This is a genomic window from Flavobacterium bizetiae (assembly GCF_902804475.1).
GTDB classification, from domain to species: Bacteria; Bacteroidota; Bacteroidia; order Flavobacteriales; family Flavobacteriaceae; genus Flavobacterium; species Flavobacterium bizetiae.
Genome location: NZ_CADCSU010000135.1, coordinates 1 through 20,220, shown reverse-complemented (window position 1 = coordinate 20,220; position 20,220 = coordinate 1). Strand labels below are relative to the sequence as shown.

Below are 20,220 nucleotides of genomic sequence, written 5' to 3'. Positions count from 1 at the left end.
GTTCGCAAAGCTTTATCAATATAGCTTTGCGAACTTTGCGTTTTATAAGCGTAATCCCGAACAAAAAATCTTTGCGTGCTTTGCGGTAAAATATCTACATAATTTTTACAGATGTCATACTCAAAGAACCCGCTAACAACTTATCATTAAACAAACTCAGTTCTTCTGATTTTTCTTTTAAACCTAAAGTATACAACAAAGGCAAATAATGATCCGGAGTCGGAATCGCCAATTGAATCGCTTTGTTCATTTTTTCGAAATCAATTAAAGGCTGAAAATTCTCGTCTAATAAATAATTATTGATCGTTTCGCGCGCTTCAATTGCCCAATCGTAACCGTAATTGTCTTTATCAAAATTCCTGAAATCAACCAGACGAAGATTGTGAACGATATTTCCGCTTCCGATAATTAAAACGCCTTTATGGCGTAAGGATTGTAATTTCTGAGCCAACTCAAAATGATACTGACCCGATTTTGTATAATCAATACTCAACTGAATCACCGGAACATTCGCCTCAGGATATAAATGTTTAATTACGCTCCAGGCGCCATGATCTAAACCCCAATGTTCGTCTAAATCTACGTGAACGGGATCTAAAATTCTCTTGGTTTCTAAAGCTAATTCCGGACTTCCTTTCGCAGGATATTGCACATCAAACAGCGCTTGCGGAAAACCACCAAAATCATGAATAGTTCTTGGCATTTGCATCGAAGTCACTTTGGTTCCGTTGGTAAACCAATGCGCCGAAATACACAAAATCGCATTGGGTTGCGGTAATGTTTTTGCCAGATTACGAAAACCAGCCACAAACTGATTTTCTTCAATGGCATTCATCGGGCTGCCGTGTCCTAAAAACAAAACCGGCATTTTATCTGTATTCGAAAACGTAGACGAAATCGAATGTAAATCGTTTAGTGTTGTCATTGTAAAAATGTTTTCTTTTGCCACAGATTAAAAGGATTAAAAAAGATTTTTTCAAAATATTCAAAATCTGTGAGAATCATTTAAATCTGTGGCTAACCTTTTTATTCCTCAAAACTCTCGTCTTTAAATCCTATCAAATATAATTTATTTTTGGCACGTGTCATAGCGGTATACAACCACCTGATGTAATCGCGATCGATTCCATTTGGTAAGTATGGCTGTTCTATAAAAACAGTATCCCATTGTCCACCCTGCGATTTGTGGCAGGTTATGGCGTAAGAGAATTTTACTTGCAATCCGTTAAAATATTCGTTCTCTTTTACTTTTTGGAACTTCTTGAATTTAGTACCTTCATTTTCATAATCTTTCATCACCTCTTCATACAAACGATTTGATTCTTCGTACGTTAAAGACGGAGATTCACTTTTGATGGTATCTAATAACAATACCGTTTCAAAAGGTTTCTGATCCGGATAATCGACCATTCTGATTTTTACTCTTGCAAAATTAAATCCGTATAATTCTTTGATTCCGAACAATTCTAAAACCTCGATAATATCTCCGTTGGCAATAAATCCCGCTTCATCGGTTTCTTTTAGCCAGAAGTAATTATTCTTTACCACCATCAGGAAATCCCCAACCGAAAGTTCGCTTTCTTTAAATAAAATTCGGGTTCTGATTTGTTCATTATATTGATTCGCACGTTTATTCGAACGAACAATAAATGCCGTATCTTCAATACTATAATTACTGTAAGCCGAGTTGATAGCATCCTGAATATCATAACCATCTGTTAGACGAACAATATCTTTAAACCTTTTTACATCAAATTTAAATTCGGTAATAAAACTGTCTTTCAGTAATTCCCGTAATTCTGTCGCATTATACAAAATCCCAGAACTTTCTTCCTGACGCATTACTTCGTCCAGTTCGATATGTTCGATTTCTTTGTCATAATGCACGGCAAGAGTCTGCACATCAAGCGCCGGACTTATATCTAAATTTACCGGAGGCAACTGGGCCGTATCTCCTAAAAGAATCATTTTGCAATTGGTTCCGGAATATACATACGAAATCAAATCATCGAGAAGCGATCCGTTATCGTACAATTTCGAATCAGAATTGCTGTCTGAAATCATCGAAGCCTCATCGACGATAAAAATGGTGTTTTTATGTTTGTTTAATTGCTTGGTAAAAGCCACGCCTCCGCCAGCAGATTTTTTAGGAAAATAGATTTTTTTGTGAATCGTAAACGCGGGTGTATTCGAATAATTCGCGATTACTTTTGCCGCACGACCTGTTGGCGCCAGCAAAACAAACTTTTTATTAATGTCTCCCAGATTGTTTACGATGGTCGAGATCACGGTAGTTTTTCCTGTTCCGGCATATCCTTTCAGGACAAAAATCGTATCGTTATGCGTATCTGTTAAGAAAATAGCGATTTTTTGAAAAAAAATATCCTGTTTATAAGTGGGCGCAAAAGGAAATCGTTTTTGTAAAACGCCGTAAAAAAGTGATGAATTCATAGGGAAAAATTGAACTACAAAGTACGGGCTTTTAAATGGCAATGTCAATTAATCTTTTTCACGATATAAGTGATATAAGTTCATATTATTCTGGAATCAATACAAAAGCTTTTATGTAATAATCCATAACTAAAGACTAACTCTAAAACATCAATACTAACGTTCTTTCACCATATAAGTAATGTAAGTAATTTAAGTTTTGTATTTATTGCGCTCAATTAATATGAACTTATATCACTTATATGGTAAACAAAATTTAACCGTACTTTAAAATTCAATTAAAATTGTTTTTCGAAATTGCAATTATAATAGTTCCTTTTTAATTTGTAAGTTTGTAATCGCCTTAAATTCTTTCTTGTAAAACAGGTAACGAATTGTAAATCAATATGTCATTGCAAAATACTAACATCACTTCAAAAAATTACAAAAAGCTTTCTATTCAGGTTTCGTTGAATGGATTTTCATTTTGTTGTTTTGATACTTTAAATAATACCATTACAGCCTTTAATGAAGTCAATTTTGATACTACGCAAAAAACATCAAAAATTGAAGAATTATACAGCGCTGCTTTCAAAAATCATCCCGAATTAAAAGAAACTTATGACGAAATCTTAGTGATTCACAACAATAATCTTTCGACTTTTGTTCCGGCTCCTTTATTCGACGAAAATTATTTGGGGAGTTATTTACAATACACCACCAAAGTTTTTGAAACTGATTTTTTTACTTTCGATAAAATTTCGAATTACGAAATGAATTCCGTTTACATTCCGTATGTCAACATCAATAATTTTCTAATTGATACAGTTGGTTCTTTCGATTACAAACATGTCAATAGTATTTTGGTCGAAAAAATCCTTGAAAGCTCAAAGAACAACGACGAGAAAAAAATGGTGATTAATTTTAATCCAACCCATTTTGAAGTTATTGTTGTTCAAAATCAAAAGTTGTTGTTATTCAATTCGTTCGAATATCAGACTCCGGAAGATTTCCTTTATTACATTCTTTTTACAGCCGAACAATTGAGTTTAAACCCGGAAAGTTTTCAACTTGAATTATTAGGCACCATAAATCAAAACGATCCGTTTTATGCGATTGCATACAAATACATTCGTCATATTTCATTTTTGGATGTAAGCACATTACAGCAAAAAAACAGCTACTCAACTGCACAAAATCAAAAACATTATATTTTATTTCAATCATGAGAATCATTTCAGGAAAATACAAAGGACGACGCATTTTTCCGCCAAAAAACCTTCCTGTAAGACCTACGACTGACATGAGTAAAGAAGCATTATTTAATGTTTTGAACAATCATTTTAGTTTTGACGGCTTAAAGGTTTTAGACTTATTTGCGGGAACAGGAAACATTAGTTATGAATTCGCTTCACGCGGAAGCGCTCCTATTACCTCTGTTGATGGTGATTTTGGATGCGTAAAATTCGTAAAACAAGTAGCATCAGAATATGATTTTGATATCGCTGCCACAAAAAGTGATGTGTATAAATTTTTAGACAATTGCAAAACTTCGTACGATATCATTTTTGCTGATCCTCCATACGGATTAGATCAGACGGCTTTTGAAAAAATTGTTTTAACGGTTTTCGAAAGAGAATTATTAAACGAAGACGGAATGATGATAATCGAACATTCTAAGTACACCAAAATGGAACATTTAAGTAATTTCTCTTTTCAGAAAAGTTACGGAGGTTCGTTTTTTAGTTTCTTCGAATTAAACTCAACTGATGATGAAGAAGAATTAACCATCAAATTAAATAAAGCAACAGAAGACGACGAAGGTTAATTTTCGTTTGAATATAATAAGCTCAAATGGAGCGAAATTGAGATTTTATAATAGCTCGATTTCGCTCCATTTTGCAATAATTTAGTTTCTAAATTAAGTTTTTAAATTAAAGCCACAGATTAAAGGATTTCCGCGACCAACAACCGAAATACTTTCCTTATCAGAACTCACCTGAACGGTTGGCAATTTAGACAATCAATCAACCGTATTCGGAATTGAATTGTAAATAGAATTGGCTACATCAACTTTTATATTTCCGTTTGTATTGGTAAACGTTTTTTTGTTCTGAGCAACAACAACCTCTTTTAATGTGTTCAAAATACTATCTTTTGGCGTTTCATTTTGTGCGTATCCGAATAAAGAAAGCAGGAAAAAAAACAAAATCATGAAAATTTTAAAGGGCAAATAAGGGTTCATTTTTGGTTGGATTTAAAATTGGAATCCTGCAAAAGTGCTTCTAAAAAAAGGTTCCGTAGGTTAATTGAAGGTTAATGCGGAGTTAATACGTTTATTATGTTGCAAAAACATTATTTTTGAATTGGGAAAATGGCCCACGGATTTGTCGGACGCAATAGATTGACACGGGTTTATTATTTTATAAATCTGTAAAAATCGAACTTGAATCTTAAATAAAAATCTGTGTAAAACATTTAGATCCGTGTCACCCGCGGCCCATAACAAAAACAAACATGAAACAAAGAATCAATTTATTAATCGCTTTTTCTGTCGTGGCTTTGATCGTATTATCAACGGTGCAATGCTATTTGGTAAAAACGACTTACGATTATAAAGTGGCGCAGTTTCACACTGAAATTAAAAATGAAATCGCTAAAATATCCAATAATTATAGTGATATCGATTCGGTTCTTGTTGCTAAAAAAGAGGCGTTGTACAAACAATTATCCGAAAATTATCTTCAGGGAAAAAACAACAAAGCGGACGTTAAAACTTATATCCTAGAAAATGAATACAATGATGTTTTAACCCAAAAGATTCAGCGTAAATTCAAGAGAGATTTACCCAATCTGAAAATCGATTTTGCGATTGTACTCAACAAATTTATATTGTACCAAAGCGCCAAAAAAGCCGATACTATTTTCTCTGAAAAACCTTTTATCCAAAACAAATTATACGGCAATCTGGCTTCTTTAAACCATGCTTTTTTAGTTCGAAGTTATGTTGGAACTTCCAGCGGAACTTTCGAAAATAAAAATTACAAGTTACTGACCGAAGATTCCATGTACGTGTCTGTAATCGATTGGGAAATGATTATTTTAGGAAGAATGACGTTTGTTTTAATTCTGTCCCTGCTTTCAATATTGACCCTAATTACGCTTTTTGTTATCGCAATAAAAGCTTTAATCAAACAGAAAAAAGTAAACGACATCAAGACCGATTTTATCAATAATATTACGCACGAACTCAAAACGCCATTGACAACTTTGGGGATTTCGACCAAAATATTAGAACGAAAAGATATTCGTGATAATGACGAAAATTTTAATGCGATCGTCAATACCATTTCGCGCCAGAACAATCGTTTGCAAAGTTTGATCGATCAGGTTATGGCCAATTCTCTGGCTGAAAACGGAATCGAATTGCAAAAAGAAAAAATAGAAACGGAAGATTTTCTGTTAACGATCGTTAATGATTTTAAGATTACATATCCTGCAATCAATATTAAAACTCATTTTAAGACACAGAAAACCCATCTTATTCTGGATAAATTTTATCTGACTACAGCACTTTTAAATGTTTTGGAGAATGCGGTAAAATATGGTTCAAATACGATTACAATAAAAACTAATCTGATTCAAAATCAATTTTCGATTAGTGTTGAAGATGATGGAATTGGAATTGAAAAGAACAAACAATCGCTTCTATTTGAAAAATTCTATCGCGTAGAACAAGGAAATCTTCATAATACAAAAGGCTTAGGTTTAGGCTTGTATTATGTCGATCAGATTATAAAAGCACATCAGGGCTCAGTGAGCGTTGTGAGCGATTTAGGAAAAGGAACTCAGTTTACTATTTTACTAAAAGTTTAATATTACCTTATTTTGAAAAGACTACTTTTAGCTGAAGACGATTTTGATTTTGCCGGAATTTTAAAGAAATACTTAGAATTACATCAATTTGAAGTAATCTGGGCAGAAAACGGAGAAATAGCTTTAGACTATTTTAAAAACCAAACTTTTGATATTTGTGTGTTTGATGTCATGATGCCAAAACTGGACGGGTTTTCATTGGCCGAAAAAATAATTACTATCAACCCTGAGATTCCATTTATTTTTCTAACTGCCAGAAAGTTAAAAGAAGACAAAATCATCGGACTAAAACTTGGTGCAGACGATTATATCATAAAACCTTTTGAAGTCGACGAACTCGTTCTGCGTTTGCAGAATATTCTAAAAAGAATCGAACAAAAAAGAACTCTTGAAGGAAATAATATAATTGAAATTGGCTCTTATATTTTTGATAATGAAAGGCTGACTTTAAACAATAAAAATCATGTACAGCAGCTCACAGAAATGGAAGCTTCTCTTATTGAGTATTTATATCTGAACAATAATCAATTATTAAAGAGGGACCAAATTTTAATGTCTGTTTGGAAAAAAGATGATTATTTCTCCGGCCGAAGCATGGATGTTTTTATCAGCAGGCTTAGAAAATATTTTAATTCAGATCCAAAAATCAGAATCGAAAGCACTCGAAATATTGGATTGGAATTTAAAATAGAAAAACCTTGATTGCTCAAGGTTTTCTACTATATTTTTTATTATTTTCCTATAACCCAGCCTAAAGTAAAGCTACTAACGGGTACAAATTCAGTGTCATATTTATCAAAATTTACTCCGGGACCTAAATGCACCTCAAGATTGAATCTGCCTTTGTAAGTTCGTTGAAAGCCCCAAAGTGCAGCTAGCGTAAAAGAAGGATCATAGTTTCCGTATTTCTCGTTGGTATTTAATGATTTAAAGTTATAATAAACAGATGCAGCTACAAAATTACCTGAATTACGAGCGGTTCTTTTTCCTTTACTCGCTCTTTTTTCTAAATTATAATAATGACGAAACTGTTCATTAATCGTAGGAAGAATATACCAACTTGATTCATCATAATAACTGCTATAACGATAGCCAATACCTAAGCTTGCCTCAGAATAAAGTGTATTTTTCGCATCAAAACCATGCTCATAAACAAAGCCGGGAAACAACATATTTACCTTAAACTGATTTTTCTCGACAGAAACCGGAGCATTATCCTGAGCCTGAACAGCATTAATAAAAAGGAAGGATAAAATTAAGAACAGGTAGTTTATTTTCATTGATTTAATTATCATTTATTTTTTTTATTGATTGCGTCAAAAATAATATTAAAACAATACAAACCAATCAAAAAAATGATTTTTTTTCTTACAAAAAATATCTGCCCTTAACATACAAATTTATCTTTTACTGTAAATGATATAAGTTTTAGAATCAATTGTATAACGCCACCTGCAAACTGCGTAATACATTTGTAATGAAAACTTTAAATCAAAACATCATGAACCTAAAAAGATTTTTCGGAGGGTTACTTACCATCCTCGGAATAGTAGGATTGATTTACACTGCGGTTATATTTGCAGGTACTTCAGGCGAAACAAGAGATATTAAATCGTTAATTATTTACGGTATACTAGGTATTGTATTTTTTATGTCCGGAATTAGTTTAGTTCGTGCCACAAAAGACGAAGCCTAATTTTTAAGACAACAATACATTACTTATTTTTTCATACAGAGGAGTTTTTACGCCATATTTCAAACCTTCTTCTACAACAAATTTTGTAAGCGAAGTTGCTTCTATTTTATTACCCGCCAAATAATCTCTGTGCATAGATGAAGTCGCTTCTTTAGGCGATTTCTCTAGTTTTAAGATAGTCTGATTTACAATATCGTCAGGTAATTTCAACCCTTTTGCTTTGGCTACCAATTCGATTTCTTTCAGCAATTCTACATAAATTTCCTTAGCTTTCGGATCATTTAAAATCTCGCCAATATTCTGGTTCAAATAAGAAGTTACCGATGCCAATGCCGAAATAAATATGAATTTCTCCCAAACGGTTTCCTCAATATTATCTACCAGATAACTTTCGATTTTAGCCTTTTGAAAAATCTCCTGCAATTCATTCAACTTTGTAGCCGAAGCCGTTTTAGAACCAAAAAACAACTTTTCGTAAAAACCAATCTTTCGGATTGTTCCAGGCGAAAAAATCATCGAAATAATATAAACGCAACCTTGCAAAACCTCATTTTCAGGAAAGATCTTCTGAATGCGTTCCGGTGCATCAACACCATTATACAAAGGCAAAATTGTCGTTTTTAGCATAATACACTTTTGTAACGAAAGCAAACTTTCTTCGATATCATACGTTTTTGTAGCACAAATTAAATAATCTAATTCGCCAATTTCAGCCGGATCATTAGACACCAAATTGGGATGTACAATAGTTTCTGAATCATCAGTAATAATCTTCAATCCACTTTCAGCAATTACCTTTTTGGTTTCACCACGCGCAATAAAAATCAACTCGACATCATCAGATTTGTAATACGCTTTCGCTAAAAGTCCACCAAAATAACCACCTACTCCTCCAAGTCCTAAAATTCCAATTCTTTTCATATTTAAGTTTTTTTTTGCCACTAATTACACGAATCAGCGCGAATTAAAAGTAATGTAATAATATCGTATTGTCCTTGCGAGGAACGAAGCAACCACACTAGAGAGAAACCCAAAATTAGATGAAAATCTTGTAAATCCGCGCTTTCGCGAAAGCGAATCAGTATCATCCGCGTGCCATTCTACACAAAAAAAAGCAACGTTACTCCTCTAAAACAGGATCTAAATTAAGCTCGGTAAAATCTCGTTCACTTTTAGAAATTACAATCGTTGCCACCGTATTTCCTATCAAATTGGTTATCGCTCGCGCTTCGCTCATAAATTTATCCACTCCCAGTAAAAAAGCCAAACCTTCGACCGGAATTTTATGCAAAGCCGTCAAAGTCGAAGCCAGAACTATAAATCCGCTTCCGGTAACGCCTGCCGCACCTTTTGAAGTAATCATCAGGATTCCGATTACACTCAGAATTTCGAAAAAACTCAAATGAACATCGTACAATTGCGCCAGAAATATCACCGACATCGACAAATAAATCGAAGTTCCATCCAAATTAAAAGAATAACCTGTAGGAATCACCAACCCCACAACCGATTTACTACATCCCATTTGCTCCAGCTTTACCATAATACTTGGCAGAGCGGCCTCAGAAGATGAAGTTCCCAAAACCAGCAGAAGTTCTTCTTTTATATATTTTAAAATCGAAAGAATACTAATTTTATAATATCTCAAAATGCTTCCTAAAATAAGAAATACAAACAACGCCATGGTCAGATAAACACACAACATTAATTTTCCTAACGGAATTAAAGTTCCCAATCCAAACTTACCAATAGTATAAGCCATTCCGCCAAATGCACCAATTGGGGCGAGATACATCACATATTTCAATCCCAAAAAAACCACTTTCGAGAAGCGTTCCAGAACCAGAATCGTTTGTTCTCTTTTTTTATAAAAATTCAGCGCGATTCCGCAAACAATCGCCGCCAATAAAACTTGTAATGTAAAATTCGAAAAGAAAAACTCCAGCCACGAAAAATCTTTGGCGGCACCATTTGTATATTGACTTGCGTCGCCCAAAGTCAAACCTGATTTATCAATTTTTCCGGGCTTAAATAAATAAGCAATAGCTACTCCAATCGCCAAAGCAACAGTCGAAACAACCTCAAAATATCCCAGTGCTTTAATCCCAATTCGGCCTACTTTTTTGAGATTTCCCATTCCGGAAATACCCAAAACAATCGTCAAAAAGATAATCGGAGCAATAAAAAGTTTAATTAGAGCGATAAATTTAGCACCCAGAATTTCCATCTTCACGCCATTTTCCGGCGAAAAATGTCCGAGCAAAATACCGGCAATAATAGCAATTAAAACCCAAAAAGTAAGATTGGTAACAATGATAAAAAAGGTACTTTTCTTTGGTTTATTAGAACATTGTGGAGTGGTTATATTCATGAAAATAGATTAGAGAGTATCACAAATATATAAAAAATGCAGACCTATAAGCCGGATTCTGTCTCTGATAAATCAGAGCCTTATCATTTATCTAGATCCAACATTACTGTTGGACTCAAGCTACCTACCCTTCAACAACGGACGAGAAGCCCTTAAATGCTGATATACTTGGTATTTCACCGCATAGAGTTTACCTGGTTTCACTACAGCATTACCTGTACATACTTTCTGCTGCACTTGTCCTTGCGTTATTTCTAACACCGACGGGCGTTACCCGCTATGCTTCTCTGTGGTGTCCGGACTTTCCTCCCCCCAACGAATTGAGCGACGATAAGGCGGTCTGCGGTGCAAAAGTAGCGTTTTATCTACTAACAATAATCATTTTAAATTTTAGATTTTAGCCTTATTATCATAACATTTTAATTTTAAAATAGTTATCTTTAAAATCCATAATTTTAAAATTCAATATCATGATTAGAATGTATCACTACGCAACTGTTTCAAAAGCTCTGGATCAATTACATGAAAAAGGATTTACTTGTGATTTTAATCTAAACTCGGACCTGATTAAAAAAAATCCTGAAAAATTTGAAATTGTACATGTGTATCGATACGAAGGGGATTCGGACCCAGGCGATGAGGCAGTTGTATACGGAATTAAATCAACATCAGGCAAAAAAGGCGTTTATGTATCTGGCTTCTCAGCCGACTCAGATCAGGAAACCGCAAAGTTTTTATTTGATTTAAGCATTAAAGGAAGGTAAATAATAAGTCGCTGAGTGCAAAAGCTATTTTTCACTCAGCGACATAAATATCAGCCCATTATTTTCAAACTTTCAATCTTCCCGTTTTCTATATTAAATTTTTAAATCGTAGGGATTGTTCCGCCATCAATTACAAACTCAGTTCCGGTTAAATAATTAGCTCTTGGCGAAACCAGAAAACCAACCAATTCGGCTACTTCTTCAGGATTTGCAGGTCGGCCAAAAGGAATTCCGCCCAAAGCATTCATAACACTTTGCGTTGCTTCTTCGATCGTACCGTTTGAGCTTTCAGCAATTCTTTCCATCATTCTTTGGGCCGATGTTGTCATGATCCATCCTGGCGAAACCGTAAGTACGCGAACCCCTTTTGGCGCAACTTCATTAGATAAACTTTTACTATAATTAATCAATCCTGCTTTTGCCGCTGCATAAGGCAAAGTCGAATCATGCAAAGGTAATTTTCCCTGAATCGAAGCAATATGAATAATTACGCCCGACTTTTGTTGGATCATATCTGGTAAAAAACCACGATCTAATCGTACCGGAGCAAACAAATTCGCCTGAAATGTTTTTTCCCAATCTTCATCATTCAAAACCTCAAAACCACCACCCGGAGTTTCTGAACTCCCCAGATTATTGATCAAGATATCCAGTTTCCCAAACGTACTTCTTACCTCTTCAATAACTTTCAAAGTCCCTGTTGAAGTACTTAAATCTGCCGAAATAAAATGCATTTCGTTATTTTCAAACTCAGGTTTGTTTCTCGCCGTGATAATCACTTTTGCGCCAGCCTGCAATAATCGTTCTGCAATTGCTTTACCCGTTCCTTTTGTACCACCCGTTACCAAAGCAACTTTGCCCGATAACTCCTCATTAAAATTAAATTCTGTTTCCATTTGTTCAGTTTTATAAAGGCAAATTTCGGCAGTACGACCGGTTCTCACAATTACGGAAAATCGAATTGCATACGGATAAATTTTTCCCCTATTGTACAGTTTAGAACATTAGGTTAAATTTGTATTTATGTATGAAAGAAAAATTCCTTTGAACTTAAATTGTGGCCTCGACCTTATCGGCGAAGTGCTGTATGGCAAATGGAAAATCCGTTTGTTATGGTTCATCAACGAAGGCTTTCAGCGGCCAAGCGAACTGCAACGAAAAATTCCTGATGCTTCCAGAAGGGTTTTAAATATTCAGCTAAAAGAACTCGAGCAACACGAACTCGTCTCAAAAATTATCTACGCCCAAATGCCCCCAAAAGTCGAATACAGTCTCACCGATTTTGGCAAAACATTAATCCCTATAATTTCAGCCTTAGGAAACTGGGGCGATGCAAACGAAGACCGTTTAAGAAAAGCGATCTTAAAGCACGCGGATGACACGGATTTTCTTTGCAAAAACGCGGATTAAAAACGGATTTTTATTCTTTTTCTAATTGCGCAAGTTGTAAAACTTTAAAATTTACTTTTCAAATCCATTCTTCCATGAAGAATTCTAATAATTTCAACTTCAGTGTTTGAAATAATCTGATAAAAAATTATATGTTGATTCGATTTAAAACCTAATAATTTCTCTGTTACATTATCATATTTTTTGCCTAGATTTGGATTTTCGGCAATTTCCTGACAAGAACTCAAAAGTAAATTATAATATTTATCTGCCTGATTTTCTGACCATTCATCATACGTATAATCCCAAATATTAGTCAAATCTTCAACTGCTTTGTTCGTTAAATGATACTTAGCCATTTTTTCGCTTTGCTTTTAAGCTTTCAAGATGTTTCTTAGCATCGAAATTTTCAGCACGTCCGCTATCAATTCCGTCCTGAACGGCTTTTTTTAAAATAATTAATTTATTTTCTTCTTCTTCCAAAAGTCGTAATCCGGCTCTAACCACTTCACTAGCGTTTTTAAACCTTCCTTCAGAAAGACTATTTTCTATGAAGTTTTCAAAATGATTTCCTAGCGATATTGAAGTATTTCGTCCCATAACATTTATAATTTAACTCAAAGTTACCCATTTTTGGTAACATTTCGAAATTCTAATTTATTTTAACTTCTTTTTTGTTTTTACTTGTGTAGTTAATTTGGCAACAACAAATATTTCATTCCTCATAAAAGTAAAAAATCCGTATCAATCCGTGTTTTCACTTTAGCGAATCCGTGTCATCCGCGTGCTATTTCGATACAAATAAAAAAGTCCATCATTTACGATGGACTTTCTATAACAGCTTATAAATAATTTATGCTGTTGGTATTTTCAATTTCCATCCTGGCTGAATCAGGTCAGGATTTTTAATGATATCTCGATTGGCTTCAAAAATTGCTTCCCATGAAACACCATGAGCTTTTCCTATTTTAGACAATGAATCACCACCTTTTACAGTATATTCTGTTGTTGCTCCTTCAGCCACTTCAATATTCATGACTACATCGGCTGATCTAAAATCAGGATCAATTTTTCCGTAAGCACTCCACAATTTCTCTTTATCTTCTGCTGATTTGGCCTGACCATCAACATATAATACATTATCTTGTTCTCTTACCTGCAAATTTGCTATACCTAAATTCGTAGCTAAATCTGTTAACTCTTTGTATTTATCTTTTACACTCATGACTTCCTTATTTAATAGTTAACTTATTTTCTACCTTTTTAGGTTTTAATTCTTGTACACTTTTTATCAAATTTGGCAATTGCGCTCTTTTGATATCTCCCGTAAGCGTTACTACACCATCTTTTACTGTGGCAGTAACACCGCTATAGGTTTTTACGACTTCATTTACCGAAGTAGTCAAAACACCATCAGCATTAATTTCAACCGGAGCAGCAGTAGCTACAGGTTCAGGAGCCGGAATTTCGCAATTGTTTACTACAGTTTTCACTCCTTTTACTCCTTTTACAATATTCTCAGCATTTTGTTTTACTGTTTCATCGTTGCAAGTACCTGAAATTGTAGCAACACCTTTTACTACAGAAACTTCTACACCCGGAAGTGCGCTAATTTGTGCGTTAATGTCTTTTTGAATATCTGCATCTTTTGGACCACAGGCCACTAAGGAAACAGCAAGACCCATCCCTAATAAAATAGATTTAATTTTCATAATAGATATTTTTTTTAGTTGATTAAACATCTAAAGTTAACGAATAAATCAGCAACATATTACAAAATAATCCTACAATTTTTATATTATTACCATTTCTTAATATTAACAAAACAAAAAAGTCCTGAATTTTAAGATCCAGAACTTTTAAATTTTATTAACTATTCGTGCTGTTTGACATCATTATATTGCCAAAGCACATTTATAATTTTCCATTCGCCGTTTGTTTTTACAATGTGCATATAATCTATCCAAGCATCAGCTAGTAATTTTACAGAAGCTGTTCTTTCTGAAATATCCAAAAGCTTGATTTCCTTTCTTGGATTTTTAGGAAACTTATCGCCTTTTACATTATATGTCTCAGCAAGAATGACCATATTCTCTGCGAAATATTCTGATATATAATCTTTTTGAGCAGCCTTACTTCTAAAAACGGATCTTTTTACCAATCGGGGATGCAGAGCACTTTCCATCAATTTCGGATTCGGGGTATGTTGCGATTCAATATAAGCCAAAGCAACACGTTTGATGTCAATCGTATCTTGCGCTGTTTGAGCCTGAATCTGCAAAGAACAAAATACAATTGTAATTAGTAAAAGGCGTTTTTTCATGGAAAAATTGGTTTTAGAATGAGATGGTTTTAGCAGCTAAGCATATAACATTGTAATTTATAAAATTCAATTAAATATAAAAATATGAAATTAAACTAAAACTTAGTTTGCAACAAAAAACTAATTTATTTCTAAATTATGGATTACCGTAAAATTCTTTTTTACTATCAAAATATCTTTAGTTATTATTAATTTAAAAACCACTAAATATGGCAAATTTTAAAAAAAGTGATTTAAAACTCATTTATTCTTGGACTGCAGCTGCAGAAAATGACAATGCAAAAATTACTGGAATTCCAGACAGCACACTTCTTGATAGACATGAAGGTTATGAAGTTTTACCTTTTCTTAATCGATATCTGACATCGAAGAACTCGACATCGTTATCAGCATTACACAAATTGGAAGATGCTTTGCGTGATAAACTTCCTGGTACTACTCGAAGTCATGCTAATATCAAAAAATGGTTAGATGACAATATCACACTTTAGAAAAATCCGCTCTACTAAGAGCGGTTTTTCATTAATTTCTTATCTTATCAACAAATAATATTTTTTTCTTTACTTGAAAATATCATCACAAAATAATTTATAAAAACTCTCCTCAATGCTTTATAAAAATTATAATCCTGATAACATTTTTTGATATCACAAAATTACTTCGTTCCTCGCGAAGACTTTGATTGGCAACAAGGATCACGATCCTTCGACTCCGCTCAGAAAGACAAGTATCAAGAAAAAAATCCGACTAAATCTGCGTTTTCGCTTTAGTGGATCCGTTTTATCAGCATTCAATTTCTGCAAGCACTTATTTAAAAATATTAATTTAAAACTGTTACTCGCTCACATTCAAAACAATCAAAATCCTTCTAATATTTTATGATTTTCAGATTTGTGAATTGGCAATTTTCAGCCTATATTTGCTATCGAATAAAAAGAATATGGAACAATTTGTAGTATCGGCTCGTAAGTATCGCCCACAGACGTTTAAGGATGTTGTAGGACAAAAAGCTATTACCAACACTTTGTTGAATGCTATTGATAGCAATCACCTTGCTTCTGCCCTTTTATTTACAGGACCACGTGGAGTTGGTAAAACAACTTGTGCGCGTATTTTGGCTCGTAAAATAAATCAGCCAGGATATGATGATCCTAACGAAGATTTCGCTTTTAACGTTTTTGAGTTAGATGCGGCTTCAAACAACTCGGTTGATGATATTCGTAACCTTATTGATCAGGTTCGAATCCCGCCACAAACCGGACAATACAAAGTCTATATTATTGACGAGGTTCATATGTTGTCTTCGGCAGCTTTTAATGCTTTTTTGAAAACGTTAGAAGAGCCGCCAAAGCATGCTATTTTTATTTTAGCAACAACAGAGAAACACAAGATTATTCCAACGATTTTATCTCGTTGTCAGATTTTTGATTTCAAAAGAATTACCGTAAAAGATGCTAAAGAACATTTGGCAGAAGTTGCGAAAAGTCAGGGAATCGATTTTGAAGACGATGCTTTGCACATTATTGCTCAAAAAGCTGATGGTGCAATGCGTGACGCTTTATCTATTTTTGACCGTGTGGTTTCGTACTGCGGAAATAACTTAACACGTCAGGCTGTAACTGAAAACCTAAACGTTTTAGATTACGAGACCTACATTAGTATTACTGATTTACTTTTAGAAAATAAAATCCCGGACCTTTTATTAGCTTACAATGATATTCTGGCCAAAGGTTTTGACGGGCATCATTTTATTGCTGGTCTGGCTTCGCATTTCAGAGATTTATTGGTAAGCAAAACTCCCGCTACAATCGCTTTGCTTGAGGTAGGTGAACAGGCGCAACAAATGTATGGCATACAAGCCCAAAAATGTTCGCAGGAATTTTTACTAAAAGGAATTGATCTTGCAAATGATTGCGATTTAAAGTATAAATTGAGTCAGAACCAACGCCTTTTGGTTGAATTATGTTTAATGCAATTGGCCTCTATCAGCTTTGATGGAGAAAAAAAAAAGTTGAGCAATTCATAATTCCCCCTACTTATTACAAAAACAGTGGCTATTCTATAGTTGAAGTTTCAAAACCTCAAACAGAAAATCCAGGTTTAAAATCCCAAACTCCAAACGCGGAGCAAAATAGCAATGTTAATAGTCAGAGCCAGGCGCAACCTGTCGCTCAAACTCCGGTAACTCCACAAGCTGAAGTTAGCAACGAACCTAAAATCTCTGCCTTTTCTCTGTCTAGTATTCGCAAGAAAAAAGAACTGGAAGCAGCTAGTCAGTCGTATGTAAAACCTACCTCTGTAATGCCTACAGAAGATTTTACAGAAACTGAAATGTTAGTGCAATGGAATAAATATGCGCAACGTTTGGGTGACAAAGGCCACAAAATCATGCAATCGTTATTATTAATTAATGATCCTACCTTAAACGGAACAGTAATTACTTTTGAATTACCTAACGAGGGTTCTAAATTAGATTTTGAAGGACAGATTCACGGTCTTTTAGGACATCTAAAAGGTCATTTGCACAACCACGACATTACCATTGAAGTGAATGTAAACGAAACTATCGAGATTAAACGTAGTCTTAACGATCAGGATCGCTACAATCGCTTACTTGAGATTAATCCAAACATTGATCTTTTGCGTACGACATTTGGACTGGATTTAAATGCGTAATATGCACTTCAAATTGTTAGTATAACTAGAAATTCTAAATATATTTTTTTGCTTTACTTTTTATTTTTGTAGTATTTTTTATATATTTTTAACAGATTATATTTTAAATCTTTAAAAATTGAAAAAGCAATTAGCAAACTCTGCACCGTTAGGTCTTCTAGGTTTTGGAATGACTACAATTTTATTAAACATTCACAATATGGGATTTTTTCCCGTAAGTGCTGTAATTATATCAATGGGAATTTTTTATGAAGGAATTGCTCAGATAATCGCCGGAATTATTGCTTTTAAGAGATCGAATATTTTTGCTGCAACGGCATTTACTTCTTATGGATTTTTCTAGATAACACTGGTGGGGATATGGATGTTGCCCGATACCGGAAACGCATTAGCAGGAGCTACACCTAACTCTTTTCTAGGAGTTTATTTGGCTATTTGGGGAATTTTTACCGCCTTTATGTGGTACGGAACCTGGGGCGCAAGTAAAGTTCAGCAATTTGTTTTTCTTTCTCTGACTGTTTTATTTTTCTTGTTAGCGCTGGAAAAATGGACAGGAATTGAATCTGTTGCTACTTTTGCAGGAGCCATTGGTATTATTTGCGGCAGCAGTGCTTTTTATCTGGCTATGGCCGAATTACTAGAAGAAGTAAAAGGCAAGAAAGTGTTGCCTTATTAAAATAGTCTTTGTTATTTTTTGCCACAAATTCCGCCAATTATATAAACTTGAATTCGTGAAATTTGTGGCAATTTTTTTTTATTTATTTCTTAATCCGAAATCATAGACTTTTTGAAGCCATTTTTCTCTTTGAAAATCATTGGCCGTTTTTATAATTCCGATATAAGTGACTTTTACAGGTTTTACTCCGCAGAATTCCAAAGTAGATTTTTTTAATTGATTGACACTTGGTCTTCCAAAAAATAATCTGTAGTACCAGCCTGGCTGATCTAGTGTAGTAATGATATGGGCAGTTTTTCCTTTTAGCAATTTATCCCACCAAACTGAATTTTCTCTGTATTGAAATGCCATTCCGGGCAGAAACAAACGATCAATAAACCCTTTTGTGATGGCCGGCAAACCTCCCCACCAAACGGGATGAATCCAAACCAAATGTTCTGCTTTTTTAATTTTCTCCCAGGCTTCCAGTAAATCCGGTTCTAACTCGGTTCGTTTTTGATAACCAAATTGCAGATTTGGATTAAAATTTAATGCCGCAATAGTTATGGTTTCAACTTGTGCTCCGGAAGCAATTGCGCCTTTTAGATACGATTCGGCAAGTCCGAAATTAAAGCTGGATGCATTTGGATGTCCGTTGATGATCAGTATTTTTTTCATGTGTTTTCTTTTTTACAAAAATACTATTCCGATGAAAATTGCTACCGGACAAATGTCCTATAAAACCGCCTTACGAATACGACTTAAATGTCTTGGTGTAACACCTAAATATGATGCTAAATATTGAAGCGGAATCAATTGCAAATATTTTTGATGGTTTTGATACAATTCTTCGTAACGCTGTGTTCCTGATAATTTCTGAAAAGAGATCATTCGTTTTTGCAACGTTACGTATTCCATTTCAGTTAACTTACGTCCTATTTCCTGCCAATGAATTCCCAATTGATACAGCTTTTCTAAACTTTCACGGCTTAGGACTTGCAACTCAGTATCGGCTAATGCCTGAAGATTTTCTTCGGCATTATTTTGCGTTATAAAACTGGAAAATGAAGCCATAAATTCGTTTTCGAATGCAAAACAATTGGTGATTTCATCTCCCTGATGATTGAAAAAGTACGAACGTAAAATCCCCTTTTTGATAAAATAGATTTCGTTGCAAACCTGCTTTTCTGTCAATAAAAGTTCTCCTTTTTTAAGTTTTCGAAACGTAACTAAATCGTCCAGAAGATCTAATTCGTTTTGAGGTAAAACCTGAATAGACTGAAAAACTGATTTCATTTTAAAACAAATTTATTTCTAATAACAATACAATATCGCTCCTCTGGAGCTTTTAAGGCACTCGCGCATAATTTTCTATAAATATAACGCTCGTCCCGAGCTTCCACCTCAATAAATATTAAAGCTTAAACATGGCACTTCAAAAATTAAATAACAAATTAATTTTTTGAAGCAAAAACTCTCTCGATTCTTTTATCCGGTATAAGCCATAACAATGCTACGATTAAATAGGCAGCACCTGAAATCCATTCGTTGTAAAACGAAAAAATGATTCCTAAAACATATAAAACAGACGATGTATATCCTTTTAAATCCCTGCCAATAGCTTTTGCTAATATTGAATTTTCTCCTTCGTTGACAATTATAATACGCTGTAAAATAAAATAAGCTACAGATGATAAAAACAATACTACTCCGTATAGAGTCATAGAAGCTTTTGCGAAATTATGCTCTCCCATCCAGCCTGTTGCAACCGGAATTAAGGACAACCAGAATAATAAATGCAAATTAGCCCACAGGATTTTTCCGCTTATTTTGGTCATTCCGTGAATTAAATAATGATGATTGTTCCAGTAAATTCCAACATAAATAAAACTTAGAATATAACTTAGAATATAACTTAGAAATTTAGGAATAAGCGGTTTTAAATCGGCAAATTCATGTCCTTCAGGCACTTTAATTTCTAAAATCATAATGGTGATAATAATCGCTAATACACCATCGCTGAATGCTTCAAGTCTAGTT

General features: G+C 34.1%; 25 protein-coding genes, 1 other RNA gene and 1 pseudogene. 11 read left to right on the top strand and 16 right to left on the bottom strand.

The window, feature by feature from the left end; genetic code table 11:
• Window positions 1-94 precede the first annotated feature (94 nt).
• Both ygiD and FLACOL7796_RS18785 read right to left on the bottom strand, forming a co-directional pair.
• The gene (gene ygiD, locus FLACOL7796_RS18790; protein ID WP_173972292.1) at window positions 95-925 is read right to left on the bottom strand and encodes a 4,5-DOPA-extradiol-dioxygenase; all 831 of its coding nucleotides are present in this window, start codon (window positions 923-925) and stop codon (window positions 95-97) included.
• Between the two features lie 101 nt (window positions 926-1,026).
• Window positions 1,027-2,451 (bottom strand): ATP-dependent DNA helicase, encoded by a 1,425-nt coding sequence (locus FLACOL7796_RS18785; RefSeq protein ID WP_173972290.1) that lies wholly within the window; start codon window positions 2,449-2,451, stop codon window positions 1,027-1,029.
• Between the two features lie 386 nt (window positions 2,452-2,837).
• On the opposite strand from FLACOL7796_RS18785, the gene FLACOL7796_RS18780 reads away from it, so the two are divergent.
• Together FLACOL7796_RS18780 and FLACOL7796_RS18775 are read left to right on the top strand one after the other, a co-directional pair.
• Window positions 2,838-3,659: a DUF3822 family protein gene (locus FLACOL7796_RS18780; RefSeq protein WP_173972288.1), complete on the top strand. Its 822-nt coding sequence runs from the start codon at window positions 2,838-2,840 to the stop codon at window positions 3,657-3,659.
• On the top strand, window positions 3,656-4,258 hold the full coding sequence (locus FLACOL7796_RS18775) for an RsmD family RNA methyltransferase (RefSeq protein ID WP_173972287.1): 603 nt from the start codon (window positions 3,656-3,658) through the stop codon (window positions 4,256-4,258). Before FLACOL7796_RS18780 ends, FLACOL7796_RS18775 begins: the two co-directional genes overlap by 4 nt.
• Before the next feature lie 195 nt (window positions 4,259-4,453).
• On the opposite strand, the gene FLACOL7796_RS24720 is transcribed toward FLACOL7796_RS18775, so the two are convergent.
• A complete protein-coding gene (locus FLACOL7796_RS24720) occupies window positions 4,454-4,645 on the bottom strand; it encodes a hypothetical protein (RefSeq protein WP_232067408.1) in 192 nt (63 codons plus the stop codon).
• A 302-nt stretch (window positions 4,646-4,947) separates the two neighbouring features.
• On the opposite strand from FLACOL7796_RS24720, the gene FLACOL7796_RS18765 reads away from it, so the two are divergent.
• Both FLACOL7796_RS18765 and FLACOL7796_RS18760 read left to right on the top strand, forming a co-directional pair.
• Window positions 4,948-6,306, top strand: a complete 1,359-nt coding sequence (locus FLACOL7796_RS18765; protein ID WP_173972285.1) for a sensor histidine kinase — start codon at window positions 4,948-4,950, stop codon at window positions 6,304-6,306.
• A gap of 12 nt (window positions 6,307-6,318) precedes the next feature.
• Window positions 6,319-7,008 carry a response regulator transcription factor gene (locus tag FLACOL7796_RS18760; RefSeq protein ID WP_173972283.1) on the top strand — a complete coding sequence of 230 codons (690 nt, stop codon included), beginning with the start codon at window positions 6,319-6,321 and terminating at the stop codon, window positions 7,006-7,008.
• Between the two features lie 29 nt (window positions 7,009-7,037).
• On the opposite strand, the gene FLACOL7796_RS18755 is transcribed toward FLACOL7796_RS18760, so the two are convergent.
• On the bottom strand, window positions 7,038-7,586 hold the full coding sequence (locus tag FLACOL7796_RS18755) for a hypothetical protein (RefSeq protein ID WP_173972281.1): 549 nt from the start codon (window positions 7,584-7,586) through the stop codon (window positions 7,038-7,040).
• Between the two features lie 221 nt (window positions 7,587-7,807).
• On the opposite strand from FLACOL7796_RS18755, the gene FLACOL7796_RS18750 reads away from it, so the two are divergent.
• The gene (locus tag FLACOL7796_RS18750; protein WP_055096600.1) at window positions 7,808-8,002 is read left to right on the top strand and encodes a hypothetical protein; all 195 of its coding nucleotides are present in this window, start codon (window positions 7,808-7,810) and stop codon (window positions 8,000-8,002) included.
• Between the two features lie 3 nt (window positions 8,003-8,005).
• Here FLACOL7796_RS18750 and FLACOL7796_RS18745 read toward each other — a convergent pair whose 3' ends face one another.
• The 3 genes from FLACOL7796_RS18745 to rnpB form a co-directional block, all read right to left on the bottom strand.
• Complete coding sequence (locus tag FLACOL7796_RS18745) at window positions 8,006-8,923, bottom strand: ketopantoate reductase family protein (protein ID WP_173972279.1); 918 nt, start codon at window positions 8,921-8,923, stop codon at window positions 8,006-8,008.
• Window positions 8,924-9,122: 199 nt separating this feature from the next.
• Window positions 9,123-10,373 (bottom strand): cation:dicarboxylate symporter family transporter, encoded by a 1,251-nt coding sequence (locus FLACOL7796_RS18740; RefSeq protein ID WP_173972277.1) that lies wholly within the window; start codon window positions 10,371-10,373, stop codon window positions 9,123-9,125.
• A 31-nt stretch (window positions 10,374-10,404) separates the two neighbouring features.
• An RNA gene (gene rnpB, locus FLACOL7796_RS18735) (RNase P RNA component class A) lies at window positions 10,405-10,720 on the bottom strand.
• Between the two features lie 123 nt (window positions 10,721-10,843).
• Here rnpB and FLACOL7796_RS18730 point away from each other — a divergent pair.
• Window positions 10,844-11,137: an SH3 domain-containing protein gene (locus tag FLACOL7796_RS18730; RefSeq protein WP_173972275.1), complete on the top strand. Its 294-nt coding sequence runs from the start codon at window positions 10,844-10,846 to the stop codon at window positions 11,135-11,137.
• A 101-nt stretch (window positions 11,138-11,238) separates the two neighbouring features.
• Here the strand turns inward: FLACOL7796_RS18730 and FLACOL7796_RS18725 are convergent, their stop codons facing one another.
• Window positions 11,239-12,033, bottom strand: a complete 795-nt coding sequence (locus FLACOL7796_RS18725) for an SDR family oxidoreductase (protein ID WP_173972273.1) — start codon at window positions 12,031-12,033, stop codon at window positions 11,239-11,241.
• Between the two features lie 127 nt (window positions 12,034-12,160).
• Here FLACOL7796_RS18725 and FLACOL7796_RS18720 point away from each other — a divergent pair, with 127 nt between their 5' ends.
• The gene (locus FLACOL7796_RS18720) at window positions 12,161-12,547 is read left to right on the top strand and encodes a winged helix-turn-helix transcriptional regulator (protein ID WP_173972271.1); all 387 of its coding nucleotides are present in this window, start codon (window positions 12,161-12,163) and stop codon (window positions 12,545-12,547) included.
• Between the two features lie 44 nt (window positions 12,548-12,591).
• Here FLACOL7796_RS18720 and FLACOL7796_RS18715 read toward each other — a convergent pair whose 3' ends face one another.
• The 5 genes from FLACOL7796_RS18715 to FLACOL7796_RS18695 form a co-directional block, all read right to left on the bottom strand.
• Entirely contained in the window at window positions 12,592-12,885 is a 294-nt protein-coding gene (locus FLACOL7796_RS18715; RefSeq protein ID WP_173972269.1) for a type II toxin-antitoxin system RelE/ParE family toxin, read from the bottom strand.
• The gene (locus tag FLACOL7796_RS18710) at window positions 12,878-13,126 is read right to left on the bottom strand and encodes a type II toxin-antitoxin system ParD family antitoxin (protein ID WP_173972268.1); all 249 of its coding nucleotides are present in this window, start codon (window positions 13,124-13,126) and stop codon (window positions 12,878-12,880) included. Before FLACOL7796_RS18710 ends, FLACOL7796_RS18715 begins: the two co-directional genes overlap by 8 nt.
• Window positions 13,127-13,379: 253 nt before the next feature.
• Entirely contained in the window at window positions 13,380-13,751 is a 372-nt protein-coding gene (locus FLACOL7796_RS18705; protein WP_173972266.1) for a LysM peptidoglycan-binding domain-containing protein, read from the bottom strand.
• Between the two features lie 7 nt (window positions 13,752-13,758).
• Window positions 13,759-14,238, bottom strand: a complete 480-nt coding sequence (locus FLACOL7796_RS18700; protein WP_173972265.1) for a BON domain-containing protein — start codon at window positions 14,236-14,238, stop codon at window positions 13,759-13,761.
• Window positions 14,239-14,399: 161 nt separating this feature from the next.
• The gene (locus FLACOL7796_RS18695) at window positions 14,400-14,849 is read right to left on the bottom strand and encodes a nuclear transport factor 2 family protein (protein WP_173972263.1); all 450 of its coding nucleotides are present in this window, start codon (window positions 14,847-14,849) and stop codon (window positions 14,400-14,402) included.
• 209 nt (window positions 14,850-15,058) lie between these two features.
• Between FLACOL7796_RS18695 and FLACOL7796_RS18690 the strand changes: the two genes are divergently transcribed.
• The 4 genes and pseudogenes from FLACOL7796_RS18690 (at window position 15,059) to FLACOL7796_RS24715 (ending at window position 18,201) form a co-directional block, all read left to right on the top strand.
• Window positions 15,059-15,340 carry a hypothetical protein gene (locus FLACOL7796_RS18690; RefSeq protein WP_173972262.1) on the top strand — a complete coding sequence of 94 codons (282 nt, stop codon included), beginning with the start codon at window positions 15,059-15,061 and terminating at the stop codon, window positions 15,338-15,340.
• Between the two features lie 449 nt (window positions 15,341-15,789).
• The gene (gene dnaX, locus FLACOL7796_RS18685) at window positions 15,790-16,875 is read left to right on the top strand and encodes a DNA polymerase III subunit gamma/tau (protein WP_173972260.1); all 1,086 of its coding nucleotides are present in this window, start codon (window positions 15,790-15,792) and stop codon (window positions 16,873-16,875) included.
• Between the two features lie 275 nt (window positions 16,876-17,150).
• A complete protein-coding gene (locus FLACOL7796_RS18680) occupies window positions 17,151-17,525 on the top strand; it encodes a DNA polymerase III (protein WP_232067407.1) in 375 nt (124 codons plus the stop codon).
• Between the two features lie 118 nt (window positions 17,526-17,643).
• Window positions 17,644-18,201 (top strand): annotated as a pseudogene (locus tag FLACOL7796_RS24715) (acetate uptake transporter).
• Between the two features lie 78 nt (window positions 18,202-18,279).
• Here FLACOL7796_RS24715 and FLACOL7796_RS18670 read toward each other — a convergent pair.
• The 3 genes from FLACOL7796_RS18670 to FLACOL7796_RS18660 all read right to left on the bottom strand — a co-directional run.
• The gene (locus FLACOL7796_RS18670) at window positions 18,280-18,858 is read right to left on the bottom strand and encodes an NAD(P)H-dependent oxidoreductase (protein WP_173972258.1); all 579 of its coding nucleotides are present in this window, start codon (window positions 18,856-18,858) and stop codon (window positions 18,280-18,282) included.
• A gap of 57 nt (window positions 18,859-18,915) precedes the next feature.
• On the bottom strand, window positions 18,916-19,476 hold the full coding sequence (locus FLACOL7796_RS18665) for a Crp/Fnr family transcriptional regulator (protein ID WP_173972256.1): 561 nt from the start codon (window positions 19,474-19,476) through the stop codon (window positions 18,916-18,918).
• A gap of 158 nt (window positions 19,477-19,634) precedes the next feature.
• A partial coding sequence (locus FLACOL7796_RS18660; RefSeq protein ID WP_173972254.1) for a TMEM175 family protein occupies window positions 19,635-20,220 on the bottom strand: 586 nt, incomplete at its 5' end.